Below are 15,906 nucleotides of genomic sequence, written 5' to 3' on the forward strand. Positions count from 1 at the left end.
TAGTGGCGGATTTCATGACGACCATGCCCAATTTCATCTGTTTTATATGTGCTATGTTCAATCCCCTCAAAACCTGTGCTTATCCCTGACTGGAATAGTTTTTCAACTTCATCATAAAGATTCCCTTGATTCTTTTTTAACGTAATTACATAATCTGCATCTTGCTGTGTAATTAATTTTATAATCTCTTTTTGACAACCGATTGCGTCAATTGTGACAATACATCCAGACAACTCTAAAACTTTTAATAGTTCGGGGATTGCTGTAATTTCATTGGATTTTTCATCTACCTTAACTTGCCCTAACACTAATTTATTTGTAGTTGCCCATGCACTGACCATCACAATTGCACTTTGGTCGCTACTTTCATTATAAGAACCACGCAAAGTTTTTCCATCAATTGCAACCACTTCCCCAGAAGTTATCTGATGTATTGATTTCATCCAATCCACAAAACATGACTGAAACTGTTGAGGATAAATCTTTTGCAAATACTCGCGCGAATGTATCATGTGACGGGATACCATTCGGTAGTTCTAGAAACGTTTTTAACCATTCATACTTTGCACAGCCGTAAGTCTCTATTCCCACCCAACCATCTGCCCCACAAATTACTGCTATTATTGCAATCGTCATAATATCGATTAAATTGTGCCGTTTAGTGCGATCTATTCGTGGATCTTGTATCACTGCAAAGTGGTCAGCAATGGTAATTTTGGGTTTGAGCTTCATACAGAGGAGCTGGGAGAACGTAATTCTTCTTTGTGATCAATGTGAGAATACCACGTTCAATGAAGGGCGGCTGTCCTGACTTTTCACAACATCTGCAAAAGTCACTTTGGTCAGTTAGCGATGGCGTAACCGCCATGAGCCTGTGGCGATCGCATAAATTGAGTTTTTCTTTTCGCTGATCTTCTCGTGATTCCTAGTCATTAATCTAAAACTATTGAGAATCAGACTGTGAGAAAACCTACGCTAGAAGAGTGGAGAACTGACCGTGAAAATTCAGGCAGGCGACGGCTGCCTCTAACTCCCCATCATAATGATTATCATTTTTATAATCAGTCAGATTTAATTTCCTCAAAGCCTTATGGAGTTTGAGTCTTGGTGTATTTCATCCTGATTCAGGCTCGTCAATATTTAGATGCGTTTGCCCTGGGAGTTAGTCGAGTAACCAATCTAACCAATCATTTAGATGGATGGGTAATCATTTTGATTAATTCACTAAGAGCTTGATTATAACGAGCGCAGAGTTCTCTTGCTTGTTTAGATGTAAGGTACTGGCATTTCACCACAAGCTTTAACCAAACTTCACCCCCACACCTTCCACACCCATTTTTGACTAGCTAAAATAACCAGCCAATCTACCCAAGAAAAAACCACCAATCAATAAATAACGCTTTGTCCGCCTCTCTATTCTTGATAATGGGGCAATTATTGTTCCCAACATTATGTAAAAACTCGCCTCCATTAGATTGCTACTAAATCTGAGCGTTGCCGCGATCATCAAACCTATAAATATCAGCCATTCCACCATCACTTCAATTTTATCCCAGAGTTTTTGGTCGTATAAATAGCGCATCTGGTATTTCTCTAGTTTTATAGAATCTACTTAATCTAATTTCATCATCTCCAAAAACTTCTTAGCTTTTACTTTGATTTTACCTAAATTCTAAACTTTTTTTAATATCGCACTATAGTCAAGATTTACTTAACTAAATATGTTATAAATATTTTATGTTCCTGTAATCGAAGTAATCAAGATGATTCGATTAGTAATTATTGAAAATGAAGCTCTGAGTCGACTCGGAATCAAATCAGTTATTAATCAAGAGCAAGACTTTGAAATGTGTGGGGAAGCTGATAACGGAACTGAAGGGATGAGGCTTGTTGAAGAACTTAAGCCTGATATTGTTTTGCTCGATATTGCTTTGCCAGATATTAGTGGTTTGGATCTCATCTATAACATTAAGACGAGAACGGATAGTAAAGTCATTGTTCTCACTTATCACTCCAGTCAAGATGTAGTTAATTCTGCCTTCCAAAATGGCGCTGATTCCTACATTCTTAAGAAGATGGATCTGCAATTAATTAAACACGCTATCAATACTACTCATCAAAATAGTTCTTTCATTGACCCAGAGATTGCTAAAAGATTTTTTAGAAACTTCGCTTCTGGCAACACAAAAATTAAGGGTAAAAGATACAGAGAAACCCTTACTGCTACAGAAGCCCAAATTCTCAACTTAATTGCCCGTGGTTTTTCTAATAAAGAGATCGCCGAAAAACTCTTTATTACAGTCAGTACAGTTAAGGGACACACCAGCCATCTTTTTTCCAAGTTAGGAGTTAGGGGTCGTGTTAACGCGATCATTATGGCTAGAGAACTTGGCTATTTAGAAACAGAAACCTCTAGAGTTAGTTGAGCTACTTTTTGGGTTTGGTTTTCTTAAGCTGAATCAAGCAATATCCTTGTAATCGGTTTTCTTGTTGACAGGCTGCTACGGCTGATTGGTTGGACAACAACAACTGGTACATTTGTTTTCCTTCGCTTGATTTTGCCCACTGCAAAATCTTCATCTCATTGGCTGACACGACAACTGACTGAGTTCCACCCAAATTTGAGACAACATTCCAAGTTGTTAGCGAACCTAGAAGCGCTCCTACCGCCATTACTCCTGTGCATATCCCTGATATAGACCAAAGTTTCCACCAACCCAAACCTTTGAATGAGCTATTTAAGGTTGATGGTGTTACATACTTCATTTCATCACGCACAGCTTTCGATACTACTGTATAGTGCATCGACTGAGCGGCTTTGCTAGTCGATTCTAATTTCTGGTCAATCATTACTGCCCAAGCTTCTACCATTGCCTCCATTCGTGCTTGCAGGTCAATCATTGTTTCTTCGTTTCTGCCTAATGTTGCCATCAACTTAAACATCGGGTCATCTTCAGCTATTCCTAATTCATGGGATATTTGAGCTATGCGTTGTTGTTCTGCTTCCGAATATCCTTGTAAAATTTGTTCTGTTCTCATTTTTTAACCCTAAATATTCAATTGCTTGATCATTATTTAAAATCGAATCGTAAAAGTTTTTAATCCAGTGATAAATGTAAGTCCGGTAAACCACATAAATTGACTTATCTCTACAAGCTAGTGAGTAAGGTTTTCCCGTTCTTTCCAATTTTTCGTAATGGTCACGATGTAACGCTGGCAAGAATATCTCAGTCCCACCCATTCTTTGTAACTTATCCTGCATTGATTGCTGATACTCTCCAAATCTCGTATCAAAATGCTGATTTTTTACTACTACATAGTTAGCATTATCAGTAGCAAACTCTCCCAAAGTTTTCAGATAAGCTACACAATCTCTTCTGTGCGAAATTGGTTGCAAAAAAGTTAGTTTCCATTGATATGTAATTAAGAGATCGAACAGATCCGAACCCACAATATACTGACAGAGCTTATCTACATATTGCCCTGGCATATCAACAATAATTATATCTAATTCATTTTTGGTGAAATTATCTAAAATTTTATCTGTACCTCCATTAAAAAAGTCTAAGCTTTCAATTGCCAGTAAACTTTCGTAAGCTTTTAATCTCTCACGATTGTCATGATCGTAGACCTGAATTTTTCTTCCTTGAACTTGGAACCAATCAATTAATAGTTTCGTAACTGTAGACTTCCCTACACGAGAGTCTCCTACAGTCATAATCATTCGCTTAGGAGAGTTCAACATTATTTAAACCTAACGACTCTTTTACTTGTTCAATCTCTTCTTTGAAAGTTCTTAACCAACTTGTGACTCTACCTTTAACCGAAGGTAAATCTGTTTGCTCCATCCCTTGCCTAAAAGTCATGCTATTTTCATCCAGGTAATCATAACTGCGTTCTATTAGTTCTGGCATTTTAATGTCAAAAAATGGGCCTTTTTGCGCCTTTAGTTGTTCCTTAATTTTCTCAACTTCGGGAGAGTTTTTGTATCTCGTAAATTCATCAGGCTCTCCAAAAAATAAGTTCTTTACTACTATGTAATCTACTTGATTTCCACAAAAGCTATGCAAATCTATTAGTTGATTTATAGAATCGATAACGCGGCTAATAACTACTACCATAGTCACGCGGATATTATAATGTTTTTCGGCTGTTTCCAGGAAAGTCATTTCTTCTACAAATTTTCGCAATATTCTTCTGGACTGTGGTGGTAATTCTAGTAAAAATAAAGATTCTGGCTGGATTATTTCACCATCTCCTCCTACCTTGGGATTCGCTTTTGTTTTCATTTCATCAAAGAACTGATCTATATTGCCTGTTTTAAAAATATCAAGTGGTTCTATATGGCAATGCCGACCATAAAATCTTAATAATTGAGAATTGGAGCTATCAGCATCAAAGCCGATAAATCTTTGTCCTTTATCCAAGTATGTTTGCACTAGTCCCCTTGCAAAAGTAGACTTACCTACACCACCCTTATCTCCAGTTACTATCACTAATCTCTTTTTGGTTATTTGCTCAATTGATCCTTCTTTCGCCTTGTCTTCTGAACCATTATTCATAAGTTCGATACTATCTGTCACTTTCTTTCTCCTCCTCATAATTATTAGTGGTCAAAAACTATAGGTTTAGGGGGTAGATAAATGGCACGCTTGATAACGTGAAACCTTGCCGTTAGAAGGCGTGGGAGGAAAAGAATTTATATTTCCCATACTCCCCTTAGTCCCCTGAGAAACATTCCAGTATTTGAAAATAAAATATTTCTAAATATCTTTGTTTGCTAAAATCTACTAAATTATCCGTAATTGGCTTGAAGGTTTGAAGAATTAAACCCTGCTCTATAATCTTCATAAAATCATAATTACTATTTAACTTTAAAAATTTATATATAGAGAAATCTAATTCTTGAGCTATTAATAAATTCGGAGCTAATGCTACTAATCTAGTATACAGTTCTTCGTAATTTGTAACTTCCGATAAGACTAGTTTTACCAATTCTAAATACTGCTGTCTGAAGGATAATTCTTGATAGTTACTAGTTTTTGGACAACTAGCAGCTAGGGGAACTTTCTTATAAATCAATTTTAAATATAATTCAATAATTTCTATTTCTACTTCCCATATCTTCTGCCCCTTTGAATATAGGTAGTTTATTAAAGAATCTCTCTTGGGAAAAATAATTCCTGAAGTTATATGCTTAATGTTAGTTTCTATATCCAAATTTGTCTGTTTTCTAAAAATTGGTACTATTTGGCTCCTTACCCATTGCATAAATTGCCTGACCACATCAGCTTTTACTATACCTGTCAATGAATGAATCCCCAAGGCATTCAAAGTATTAACGACGACTATTTTTTGATTAATCATCACTTGTCGCTGATTTGTCTTCGCATCTATTAATATTACCTTTCCATCGTTCAGGGCTGGAGCAATTATTTGGAATACATCAACCGCAAACAACTCTAATCCGCTTGGAGCATCTATCACTCGTACTATATTGTTCGAGAAATGCTCAAATTCCCAAAACTGCCAAACTTCTACCATCGTTTTCTGGCTCAGAACGATATCACTATCCCACATCTGCCAATCACAAAGGAATCGATAAAGGTACGGAAATAATCAGTACTTTCGTATCTTGATTTTTTACTTCTATTTGTTATATATTTCCAGGTTTACTTTTTTTAATTTAAAGGGTAGGGTGAATGGCACTGCGCTATCACTACCGCAACGCTTATGCTGACACTTTACAATCACAAAATATAATTACGAATTACGAATTATTTAAAGCTCCATTTCCTGATTTTGATGCCGTTGTTGTGAATTATGTTGTTGTAATTTCTGCGAGAGATTGACCAGTTCTTGGTTCCAATCTCTCGCAAAACATTTATTTTTTTTAGCCTGTGGCAGCAATTGTTTAATAGCCCGTGCATCTGCATTTCCAAGTTCGGAAGAGTCAAATGCTACCTGTACATTAAAAATATGCTGCAATTGCTCAACAGGCAAAGTATTAGGGCGATCTATTGCCAGGAAGAGCGTTCTTTTGAGCGGTACGTCCCCCTTGACAAGATATTCCAGCATGGCAAAAGAGATGGTATCAATGGGGGATTTACACAGCACTAACCTTTCTGCTGGATCTGTTGGCTGTCCGCCCAAGTGAAAGTAAAACCAGCCCTCACGCCGCTTAGTCCCAAACTCATAGCCTTTGAAAGTGTTGTTCTCGCCCCGTGTCCCCCGCAGGAATGCACCTTGAGGCAGGGGTTTTTCACTAAGATTCCGCATGACGAACACAGCGTTTTGCTGATCATCAGCGTAAACTAACCTCCGCTTATGCAGAACTTCTACAAAGTTTTCAGGTATTCCCCGTTTCTGGGTCAGGTAGTTGTGAACTGCTGTCCACTTGCTTTTATCCTCAACTGGTAGCGTGAATTTGTCGCGTGGTTCTAACTGTATAATCTCAGCAGCCACTTGATAACTTTTTGCGATCGCTGCTCCAATAGCCCCTGCTTCACCAAATCGCTCATGCAACCAGACGACCGCCTGCCGTAGATTGCAATTGTTAACGTGTATCACCAAGTCAATCGCCCCACAGCCGCCTTTCTGCTGTTCGGGTTCAAAGTCGTAGAATTTGGGCCCATCTATATTAATGATGTGTCCGTGACCCTTCCATTTTCCTTGGCTATTGTGTAGCCCCAACTCCCAAGCCACATCTTCCAAGGGCAAGTCGCGCAGTTGTTGAGTCTGAGCCTCTAACGATCGCACCCGTTTTTCTAATTGCTGTCGCTCCCTCTCGCTATCCCTGGCTCGTTGCTCTGCCCGTTCTAATCGTTCTATCAGGAACTTTCGGTCAGCGAGTTGGTGGTTAATCGCTTGGAACTGGTCATCTGACTGAATCCTGGTTACATAACTACTAGCTGATTCAAAAGGCGTTGGCGCTAATTGGTTATTTGTAATGACTGCGGTGAGTGGTTCACTGTTAACCGCTTGGTAATATTCCTTTACTTTGGTGTGGATTGCCTTACTGCCCTTGACCCCCCGTTCAATGCCCAAAGGAGCGAGTGCAGCAGCATAACTATCTTGGAGTTTGGATAACTTGATTCTTCCCTGTCCACCTCTGCCGCCAAACATCGCGTCATGACTGACTCTCCCAGTTTTCTCGTTCACTGGCACGATGTAGGCGTGGATATGTGGGGTACTTTCATCCAGGTGCAGTTCAGCCCTCACACATTTTGACCCATAGTTTTCTGTTAGCCAATCACGAGATGCGATAGCCCATTGCTGCATCAGTGAATCAGACCACTGCCCAGAAAGAGATGGATCACCAGGGCGGAAATATTCAGGTGATGCCGAGAGAAACATCTCGGTGCATAACACTGCGTCCTTTCGTGGGCGATGCTTGAGCATAGAGATTTTTTCTTTAACTATCTCCTCTAATGCGCGATCGTCTTCTCCCCCAATCAACCGGACATTCTCTTTGGTTGGATCTGCGTTGGGTGTTTCTCTGTTTCTGGTAACATGGTCATCACTTCCCGCAACGTTGCCGAATGTTTTTAGTTTTTCAATTCTGAGAATTGTTAGTGGCGACATAAAAGATTTATGCTACAAATGTACTGTGAGTGTAGTACTCAAAAGCCTTCCAAGCGAACGGCGGTTTCATGTCATGAGCGCAGCGAAAGATGGTGCAGCCAGCCGCAGGGCATGAAACCATAGTGAGTATGGTTATGTTATTCTCTAAGCGAAGAATTGTTGAGGGCAAAAAATAGCAATTAAGAGCGCTAAGTTTTGGCATAGTCTAGGAATAGTCCAGGCATAGTCTAAGGAACTTACTTTCTTGAAAAAACTGATTAAGATTGCTTAGTCTAGGCATAGTCTAGGAATAGTTCAAACTTAGTCTAGGCATAGTCTGGAGAAAATGTAGTTTGGTATACAATTTTGTCATTTAAAACCCACTAATTGCATAGATTTAGGGGAGATTGTAACTCAGTTTTTAAAACAGAAAAAATCGATTAGACTTTAATAAGTGATTCTGCATTTTGATTTTCTGCAAGTAAAAAACCGAAGCAACGCGGCTGTAAATGTACAGAAACTTTTGCATGAAAAAAAATGGAACAGAACCAACAAGTCTTTTTTTCAATTAGGCGAAGGTTAGGCACTATTGATGGACAGATAATTAATTATCTCCACTCTAGACCCTTCGATTTAGGGAACCTACCTGAAATAGTAATGTTGACCCTGCTTGAATATTGGTCGCCCTTTGCCATATCTGCTGATGGAGTGGATGGTGAAGAACTCAGGCAGAGGGCAATTTGGTCAATTAAAAAATTAGAAGCACAAGCGGCTTTGATTCGTGAAATTTTTCTGTCATCTCATGTCCAAACTGCTGTGACTGCGAACAACGCTGAAGTTGGCGATAGTGCAGATGGTCAAAGGCTAGTGTCCACCATTAATGATGAGAATGACCAAACCTTGGATGAGGACATTGATGATTTGGCAGAACTAGTTCTGCCAGAAGAAATAAAGCAGATTAACAGCTTGTTTAATGTCGAGTAATAGTTGAGAAAAATTCATGAATACGTCGAAAAGAGAGATTGCACCCGTTTACACAAGGGTAGCTGTGTCCATTGATTTAGGTGGGAGTCAGAGCAAGGTAATTGTTCAGATATATCCTTCGGGTGTGCCGATAGTAATAGCAATGGAGCCAGAAATTGCAGATGTGGGAAAAAACTCAATTACTCAGTTGTCAGGAGACTGTACTTGGGTAGGAATAGATGATGAGTATTATGTCTTGGGCGCTCTAGCTAAAAATACTTTTGCTGGCACACCAGCGCTCAGGGATCTGAAATATCACTATGCTTTACCAAAAATAGCGGGATTATTATGGAAAATTTGTCTTCAATTGGGCTTGAGTAATGGTGTTGATGCTTCCGTGCAATTATTGCTACCACCAGGAGAAATGTCGGACGGCAAGGATTTGGGCAAGAAGCTGTCGGCAGCGCTAAGAAAAGGAATTGCCACACCTACAGGCAAGTTAAAACTTAAGCTACATAATTTTTATGTGGCTCCAGAGGGGAGTGGGATTATGGCTTACCGTAGTCGGGCTTTGGGGGCATTATTTGGGCAAAAAAGTATTGGTTTGTTGATGTTGGGCTACCGGAATGCTAGTTTTTTTGTTTCGGCTAAAGGTAATCAAGCAAAAGCTGAATCTACAGAGTTGGGGATGAATTGGTTAGTGCAGCAATTTGTGGAGCGTACTGCTGTTGGGCTAGCAAAAGATGATTTACGTATACCAAAAGCTTTAGTGTCAGCAAGCTTGGGCAACGTGAATGCATTACATTCGTTATCACGCAAAGCGACATCTGCTGGAGTTGAATCTGATTTAAAGTTGTTTAACTCAGTTTTACTAGATGTCCGTGGTGATTACTGTCGAGCTTTAATTCGCTGGATTAGAAATATTGCCGTATTGGATGAAGTTATCATTTGCGGCGGGACTGCTGAGTTTGTGCATAAGGAATTAACTCAACATTTTGAAAAAGAGGGCATACCTATTGTTTGGAATGGCAACGTCGAGATGCCTAAGTATCTCGATACCCTCTCTCTAGGTAGCCGAGTTACTGATGTCTGGACTGCACACATTACCTATATCAAGATGTTAGACTACAATTTTGGCTACCAACGTAAAACTGATTTGGTTCCAGACTATCATCAATCCCCAACTGTAAAAAATTCCACCCCACCCAAAGAAGTTTGGGAGAAAAACGGGTTTTTGACCATGCACCCTGGTGTTTAAAGCCCTAATTTGAAAGTGATTGCCTATAAGTAGATTCTCTGCGGCTTGCTCCCAGGCGATCGCTTTCAAATTTGCACACTATACAAATGCTGGTGCGTGGTTATTAGCTATATTGTTATACATTCTTGTAAGTTCCTGTAGACGCTCAACTTGATATAATTCAAGTGAGTAAAAAGAAGCTGATTTGATTATTTGTTTGAGTTCTTCTGCCCACTGGCTATAAGTTGAAGTACCAATAGTCCCTTCAGACGACTGAATATAATTAACTAAAACTTGAGGATTGACTTTAAATGTACTAATTACATATTTTTTAACACATTGGAGTAATAATTCATAGTCAGCAAATATTTGGTGGCAAGGATTCCATTTTAAAGCATGATTACGGTAATGAATGAATCCATTGCTATCAAAAATTTCTTGTTGACTTTAAAAAAAACTTTTGTATTTTTAGCCAGTTACTTTTATCTTCTTGCTAACTGTTGTATTATCTGCTGGAGTGCGACAAAAATAGAAACTATTTTCTTGACAATGCACAAATGCAGACTCTACATCTGACTATTCACACGATTCCGATTCAGCAATGCACTGTTGAAAAAACTCCTTTCAGTATTGGTAGCGATAAATACAATGACTTGGTAATTCCTGATAAGAGCGTAGATAAAGGACACGCTAAGATTGCGTTTAAAGAAGGTCAGTATTATTTGCTAGATGAAGGTAGTACCAATGGCACACGGGTGGGAGGGATTCGGCTAGAAGCATATCGATTCCGAGCTTTAACAGACGGGAATCTTATAGAGCTTGGTTCGGTGATCGTAGAAATCAAAATTAGCTCCCCTGCACCAGCTAAAATTCCAATATTTCACGCAAGGCAACGTCAAACTCTCTCAATTGAACGCATGAGATTAGATGCAATCAATTTAAAAAAATCTAGCAGCCCAATATTAGGTACAACTCTGCTCAACGATATTTCTGTATCTTTCTTTCCGCAAGAGTTTGTCATTATTGCTGGGGTTAGTGGTGGCGGGAAGTCAACTCTCATGGACGCACTCAACGGACAACGCCGCGCTAGAGGTAAAGTATTTGTTAACGGCTGCGACCTCTACAAGAATTTCAACGCTTTCAAAAATAAAATTGGCTATGTGCCGCAGGACGATATCGTTCATTCAGAACTGACTGTGGGGGAAGCACTTAACTATGCTGCTCATCTCCGTCTGCCTTCAGCATCGCCATCAAAAAGGCAGCAACGCATACAAGAAGTACTTGAACAATTGCAACTTACTGGGCGCAAGAATGTCTCTATTGGGCGACTTAGTGGTGGGCAGCGCAAACGTGTAAGTATTGGGGTAGAACTAATCAGCAATCCCAGCATATTTTTTCTGGATGAGGCAACTTCAGGACTTGACCCTGGCACAGAATTACAAATCATGCACCTTCTGCGGAGTTTAGCAGATGCTGGAAGTCTAGTAATATTGATTACTCATGCTACCAAAAATGTGGCGATCGCTGACATGGTAGTTTTCCTGGCTAAGGGGGGTAGACTTGCTTATGTTGGCCCTCCGAAGTTAGCCTTTAGCTATTTCAAAGTCAAAGATTTTGATTCAATTTATGCCAGAGTTGAACACCAGTTGTCACCATCAGAATGGGAGCAGGGATTTAAGTCTTACGCTTTCTACAAAAAGTTTGTCAGTGAACGCCAAAAGACCATTCCCCAAAACTCAATTAAGCCCGTACTAGTTAAGCCGGATTTTCTCCAACAATGGGGGGTGTTATGCCGCCGTAACTTGGCTATTCTGCTCAAGAACAAAATCAGTTTAGCGTTAATGCTTCTAGGAGCGCCGATTTTAGGTTCATTGAATTTTGCACTGTGGAAGCCTGACTTATTTAACACTAAGATTGGCAATGCAGGACAGGCAATTACAATGCTGTTTGTCACAGTCATCATGGCTGTAATGTCTGGAGCGCTAGCTACGATGTCGGAGATTGCGAAGGAAACTGCCATTTATCGCCGTGAGCGCAGTGCCGGACTAGGGATAGTTCCTTATGTAGCATCCAAGTTTCAATTAGCATTCTTGCTAGCACTTTATCAATCAGCAATACTTTTAGTTTGCATGAACTCGGCGGTGAAATTAAATGTTGATAACAGTACTTTGACTCTCATGTACCTCAGCCTCTTCCTCGCTTCTTTTGGGAGTATGATTTTGGGACTGTTAGTTTCTGCGATTGCACCAAGTCAAAGTGTTGCACCTCTGCTAACAATTCTTGTGTTGGTTCCTCAAGTCGTGTTTGGAGGTGGCATTCTCCCAGCGAACGAATTCAACTCTGTGGGCAAAACATTTAACCAGATGATGTTGACTAAATATCCCTTTGAATCTCTAGTATCCCTGAGTGGACTTGGCGCAGATGTGGCCAAAGACTCGTGCTGGCAGAAAACTGAGCAGCAACGGAAAGCGTTATCAGAAAAACAATCCCTCGGCTGTAGATGTTATGGGGCAAGTGTGTTTAACAAGTGCAAATTTCCAGGGATTGGTAAAGTAAAAAAGTCATCGTTTTTAAATGCTGATTTATTAAAGGTACGTTTGCTGATTCAGGGGATTTTCGATAGCTATGGAAAAACTTTTAAAATTGATTTGACAGAAAATCTATTTTCTATGTCGAGATTAATTGTTTTATTAATGATGTTAATTCTACTAGCCCAATTTCTCAAAGGTTAGCAAGTAAAAATACTTATAGCTGAAAGTTCGCTGACTCCAAGTAGGCTGTGCGCCATCTCTAACACCCAGAAGAAAGTATTTGATTAATTCTCAAATTCAGGAGGCAGGAGATAGGAGGCAGGAGGCAGGAGGAACCCACATTTAAAAACGTGGAATTGATCTTGGACGCAATGCAAGTCGCGCTACGCGTCGACGCTCGATGACTCGCTTGCCGCCGGCGCTATCGATACAATTTTTCTTTTAAACTGGGCTTTATAGCCAGAACTAAAGTTTTTATTCATACTTCTTTCCTCCTGCCTCCTGCCCTCTGCCTCCTGCCTTCTTTGTAAAATACTGAATTAGAGCTTTAGCATAAATAGACTTATTTTTCTACAGACAAGAGTACGGTTTTTTTCCGTACTCTTGTCGATTGATTTTTTGAGAGCAGAAAATATAAACTCTGCGGTGGGAGTAATTATAATTTCCATTTTTACTTGCAGAATCTGGTGCGGAGGAATATTCTTCTGCACCTTTCCCTACTTACTTTCATCTCAAATATCTCTTAAAGAAATCATGCAACAACTAAAATTACCAAGTCACAACAACGGTACATACCCTCAAAAGTCAACAGACTCATTCACTATCCCTCAACAGAAGGAACGACTAGAAAATTTGTTGTATCACAAGGTTCAACAAGGGGAAGACATATCCCCTTGTATTGAAGCTCTCTATTATTTGGCTTCAAAGCAAACAACACAAGACCAACTGCAAGTAATGTGGGCTGAAGTAATCAAAGAACGCTCGGCATTCAATTCATTGCAAAGAGTAATCATTACAGCCTTCGCCATCTTAGGAATGATTGCCTTTCTCAATGGGGCATTTCGCTCTGTTAAACCATCTGCGGCTGTTGTCAACCCACCTGCTGTTCAACCTCATTAAAAGGATTTTACCAAAAAGCTGAGAGCTTTGTTTGATAATGCTTTCAGCTTATATTATCACTCGTTCTGCATCGCTCCCGCCTAAAATGCTGTGTCCTTGTCGAAAGGCAAACTGTCTCCCGGCTCAAAGTTACGCAGGTCTTGCTCCATCTGCTGCCGACGTTGGACGTATGTTCTGCTGTTTCCAATCCTTCCTCTCATCAACCATGCACCAAAGTTGATGCCTTGTTCTACATGATCGGCAGACACTTTATTGTAATTATCAACCTCCATTTTCTTACGCCACTCAAGCTGTTCGAGGGCACTTTCACTGATACCAATTTTCTGAGCATATTCTACATATTCAGGTCTGAGAGAACCATCAGGGTTAAATTCCCTTTTCTCTTGTTCGCTAAAGAAATCGTAGGCTGTGTAGATTGGCCACGGTTCTGGATCAGTCTCGTCCAGGTGCTTCCACTCGTCATACTCTTCTTTTACTCTACGAGCGTAGTCATCGACTGCTTCTGGATGTGCGCCAAGAGATAATTTTTGTTGTCTTACTTCATCTTTTAAAGTTCCATCTGCATTGAATTCTTCCTTATGCATATTTATCCAACGCTTAATTCTCGACATACAAACCTCTCAAGATATTAACCAACTTTCATTAAATTCTTAAAACCATGACTCTGGAAATTAAACATTTTGATCCCAGGCTCAATCAATGGATTTATACAGATGAGCGTAAAACTATTTTAACTGAAAATCTCAGTAATACTCTACTCGAATTTTACTTTCCTGATAAAAAATTCTCATTTGGACATTCAGATGAATACAGTACAGACGAAGATTTAAAAAATCATCCAGATGGACAGATTTTATTACTGTCTTCTAAGACTCGTTTACTTTATGGAGAAAAGGAATGTTTAGAAACGATTCAAAAAATTTGTCCAGATAGTAAAGACCGTGGGGCTTATGGTTCCATCTTCCTTGGGGCTTGTAAAAATGCGATTCACGAAGAGCTAAACATTCTGGTAGTAGATGATTCTACTGATAACAGGGGTGAAAATGGAGGGATATTATCAAATGATTTAGCATATAAATTAGTTGGCGATTGTTATGGGCAGATTTCAACACAGCTTTATGACAAAGTAACCTTAAGAGAATCCCAAGTAGATAAAAGCTATCGTGTAATTCAGCATCGATTTGGTTGGGTGGATGGAGTTGGAGAAGATACTACTAAATATCGTTTTGGCAAAGGAACACTCCGACCATACAGACTAGATAAAATAGAATATGCAGATCCTAAGAACAAACCAAAAATAGACATAATTCTCCCCGTAAGCAGTTTTAAGGGAACAGACAAGGATAGACCCAAAGGCGCTACTAAACCGCAGATTAAGCCAGGATTATATCAGCAAAATATTTGGTTAGCTGAAAAAGCACAATCTCAACAAGGTCAGATGTCTATCTCCCAACTGCTGGCATCTTTCCCTCAAGGAATTAAAGATTTTGCCGAAGAACTAGAGTTACTTGCTCAAAGATTAGCCTCTATTGAAGATGACCCTAGAATTGTTGCTGCTTACTATTGTGAAAGATACGAAAAACGTAAAGAATCATTGAGCCAAAGTAAATTAAAAGCATCAGACATTATCAATCAAGAAACAAATGTTAAAAACTTAGGGACAAATGATGACTTAGATGCAGATCAGGAGTTGGATGACGAGAGTGCTAAAGATGACTTGTTTATGTACAAACTCATTAAAGCTGATTTACTTGGTCATCAACAGCTATTAGAAACAGAGAAGGTAAAGCAGGAGCTAAGTCGTTTTGTACAAAGTGAGTGGCGAGATATTGCTATTGGGAAAACGCTTACTTTTGACCGAGCAATGATTATTCCTTCCAAGGAACTCAAAAATGGTGAAATCTGTGCCCCTTGGCTGGAGCAAGGAGAAAAAGTTCTTAACTTTCGCTCTCCTTTTCTTAACTCTAATGGCTTGTGTGTTTCTACTAATAAACACATTAAAGACCGTGTTGCTCCAGATGGTGAACCCTTAGAAGGCATAATTGTAGTAAATGACGAAGACCACAAGCGCATACAGCAAAGAATTACAGAGTTAGAAGGACGAGGGATTGATGTTGATTTTATAGATCCGGCAGAAACCGAATCAGAACGCCAAGCACGAGATTTTGATGGTGACTGCATTGGTGTAGCACTAGCTAGTAAATACCCTAACTTAACAGCCGAAGCCGAGTACAGAAACCAACCCCAGAATGCTTATGCTCCGACAGTTAAGCTCAAAAAACAGTCATTTTATGATCCCACCGATGGAACCCAGCCCCCATTTGAAAAAATCGCTATTCACATGAGCGATAGCATCAGCGTGGGCATAATCAACAATCAAGTGACGGCACTGGAAGCATTAGAATCGGAAATTGAAGTACTAAAGACTTACGGTACTTTTGAGCAGAAATCAAATTATCTAGACCAAGTTTCTAACCATTACGAAACCCTGTT

At 39.6% G+C, this 15,906-nt stretch carries 14 protein-coding genes and 2 pseudogenes; 8 read left to right on the forward strand and 8 right to left on the reverse strand.

Features of this window, described 5'->3' with window-relative positions:
* Window positions 1-732 (reverse strand): annotated as a pseudogene (locus G1O98_RS29790) (ISAs1 family transposase); the annotation flags it as partial.
* 41 nt (window positions 733-773) lie between these two features.
* Here G1O98_RS29790 and G1O98_RS29795 point away from each other — a divergent pair.
* Together G1O98_RS29795 and G1O98_RS29800 are read left to right on the forward strand one after the other, a co-directional pair.
* Window positions 774-911, forward strand: a complete 138-nt coding sequence (locus G1O98_RS29795) for a hypothetical protein (protein WP_163935808.1) — start codon at window positions 774-776, stop codon at window positions 909-911.
* Between the two features lie 49 nt (window positions 912-960).
* Window positions 961-1,101 (forward strand): hypothetical protein, encoded by a 141-nt coding sequence (locus G1O98_RS29800; protein ID WP_163935811.1) that lies wholly within the window; start codon window positions 961-963, stop codon window positions 1,099-1,101.
* A gap of 241 nt (window positions 1,102-1,342) precedes the next feature.
* On the opposite strand, the gene G1O98_RS29805 is transcribed toward G1O98_RS29800, so the two are convergent.
* A complete protein-coding gene (locus G1O98_RS29805) occupies window positions 1,343-1,582 on the reverse strand; it encodes a hypothetical protein (RefSeq protein ID WP_163935813.1) in 240 nt (79 codons plus the stop codon).
* 181 nt (window positions 1,583-1,763) lie between these two features.
* Between G1O98_RS29805 and G1O98_RS29810 the strand changes: the two genes are divergently transcribed.
* Window positions 1,764-2,426: a response regulator transcription factor gene (locus G1O98_RS29810; protein WP_163935816.1), complete on the forward strand. Its 663-nt coding sequence runs from the start codon at window positions 1,764-1,766 to the stop codon at window positions 2,424-2,426.
* 1 nt (window position 2,427) lies between these two features.
* On the opposite strand, the gene G1O98_RS29815 is transcribed toward G1O98_RS29810, so the two are convergent.
* From G1O98_RS29815 to mobV, 5 genes are all read right to left on the reverse strand, one after another.
* On the reverse strand, window positions 2,428-3,039 hold the full coding sequence (locus tag G1O98_RS29815) for a DUF6753 family protein (protein WP_163935819.1): 612 nt from the start codon (window positions 3,037-3,039) through the stop codon (window positions 2,428-2,430).
* Window positions 2,969-3,745, reverse strand: coding sequence for a hypothetical protein (locus G1O98_RS29820; RefSeq protein WP_175586925.1), 777 nt, complete (start codon window positions 3,743-3,745; stop codon window positions 2,969-2,971). Before G1O98_RS29820 ends, G1O98_RS29815 begins: the two co-directional genes overlap by 71 nt.
* A complete protein-coding gene (locus G1O98_RS29825; RefSeq protein WP_163935822.1) occupies window positions 3,729-4,583 on the reverse strand; it encodes a hypothetical protein in 855 nt (284 codons plus the stop codon). Before G1O98_RS29825 ends, G1O98_RS29820 begins: the two co-directional genes overlap by 17 nt.
* Window positions 4,584-4,719: 136 nt before the next feature.
* Complete coding sequence (locus G1O98_RS29830; RefSeq protein WP_163935826.1) at window positions 4,720-5,544, reverse strand: hypothetical protein; 825 nt, start codon at window positions 5,542-5,544, stop codon at window positions 4,720-4,722.
* Between the two features lie 237 nt (window positions 5,545-5,781).
* Window positions 5,782-7,584 carry a MobV family relaxase gene (gene mobV, locus G1O98_RS29835; protein ID WP_163935830.1) on the reverse strand — a complete coding sequence of 601 codons (1,803 nt, stop codon included), beginning with the start codon at window positions 7,582-7,584 and terminating at the stop codon, window positions 5,782-5,784.
* A gap of 516 nt (window positions 7,585-8,100) precedes the next feature.
* Between mobV and G1O98_RS29840 the strand changes: the two genes are divergently transcribed.
* The 4 genes from G1O98_RS29840 (at window position 8,101) to G1O98_RS29855 (ending at window position 13,413) form a co-directional block, all read left to right on the forward strand.
* A complete protein-coding gene (locus G1O98_RS29840) occupies window positions 8,101-8,547 on the forward strand; it encodes a hypothetical protein (RefSeq protein WP_163935833.1) in 447 nt (148 codons plus the stop codon).
* Window positions 8,548-8,563: 16 nt separating this feature from the next.
* Window positions 8,564-9,784, forward strand: a complete 1,221-nt coding sequence (locus G1O98_RS29845) for a ParM/StbA family protein (RefSeq protein ID WP_163935835.1) — start codon at window positions 8,564-8,566, stop codon at window positions 9,782-9,784.
* A gap of 536 nt (window positions 9,785-10,320) precedes the next feature.
* Entirely contained in the window at window positions 10,321-12,495 is a 2,175-nt protein-coding gene (locus G1O98_RS29850; protein ID WP_163935838.1) for an ATP-binding cassette domain-containing protein, read from the forward strand.
* Between the two features lie 552 nt (window positions 12,496-13,047).
* The gene (locus G1O98_RS29855) at window positions 13,048-13,413 is read left to right on the forward strand and encodes a hypothetical protein (protein ID WP_163935841.1); all 366 of its coding nucleotides are present in this window, start codon (window positions 13,048-13,050) and stop codon (window positions 13,411-13,413) included.
* A gap of 80 nt (window positions 13,414-13,493) precedes the next feature.
* Here the strand turns inward: G1O98_RS29855 and G1O98_RS29860 are convergent, their stop codons facing one another.
* The gene (locus tag G1O98_RS29860; protein ID WP_163935845.1) at window positions 13,494-14,024 is read right to left on the reverse strand and encodes a hypothetical protein; all 531 of its coding nucleotides are present in this window, start codon (window positions 14,022-14,024) and stop codon (window positions 13,494-13,496) included.
* Between the two features lie 47 nt (window positions 14,025-14,071).
* Here G1O98_RS29860 and G1O98_RS29865 point away from each other — a divergent pair.
* Window positions 14,072-15,906, forward strand: a pseudogene (locus tag G1O98_RS29865) (hypothetical protein); the annotation flags it as partial.

It is taken from the genome of Nostoc sp. UIC 10630, from assembly GCF_010747425.1.
GTDB lineage: Bacteria > Cyanobacteriota > Cyanobacteriia > Cyanobacteriales > Nostocaceae > Nostoc.

Bases quoted from the DNA above. Each gene is read 5' to 3' on its own strand.
- G1O98_RS29805 (WP_163935813.1), bottom strand. From the start codon at position 1,582: ATGCGCTATTTATACGACCAAAAACTCTGGGATAAAATTGAAGTGATG.
- G1O98_RS29810 (WP_163935816.1), top strand. From the start codon at position 1,764: ATGATTCGATTAGTAATTATTGAAAATGAAGCTCTGAGTCGACTCGGA.
- G1O98_RS29815 (WP_163935819.1), bottom strand. From the start codon at position 3,039: ATGAGAACAGAACAAATTTTACAAGGATATTCGGAAGCAGAACAACAA.
- G1O98_RS29820 (WP_175586925.1), bottom strand. From the start codon at position 3,745: ATGTTGAACTCTCCTAAGCGAATGATTATGACTGTAGGAGACTCTCGT.
- G1O98_RS29830 (WP_163935826.1), bottom strand. From the start codon at position 5,544: ATGGTAGAAGTTTGGCAGTTTTGGGAATTTGAGCATTTCTCGAACAAT.
- mobV (WP_163935830.1), bottom strand. From the start codon at position 7,584: ATGTCGCCACTAACAATTCTCAGAATTGAAAAACTAAAAACATTCGGC.
- G1O98_RS29840 (WP_163935833.1), top strand. From the start codon at position 8,101: ATGGAACAGAACCAACAAGTCTTTTTTTCAATTAGGCGAAGGTTAGGC.
- G1O98_RS29845 (WP_163935835.1), top strand. From the start codon at position 8,564: ATGAATACGTCGAAAAGAGAGATTGCACCCGTTTACACAAGGGTAGCT.
- G1O98_RS29850 (WP_163935838.1), top strand. From the start codon at position 10,321: ATGCAGACTCTACATCTGACTATTCACACGATTCCGATTCAGCAATGC.
- G1O98_RS29855 (WP_163935841.1), top strand. From the start codon at position 13,048: ATGCAACAACTAAAATTACCAAGTCACAACAACGGTACATACCCTCAA.
- G1O98_RS29860 (WP_163935845.1), bottom strand. From the start codon at position 14,024: ATGTCGAGAATTAAGCGTTGGATAAATATGCATAAGGAAGAATTCAAT.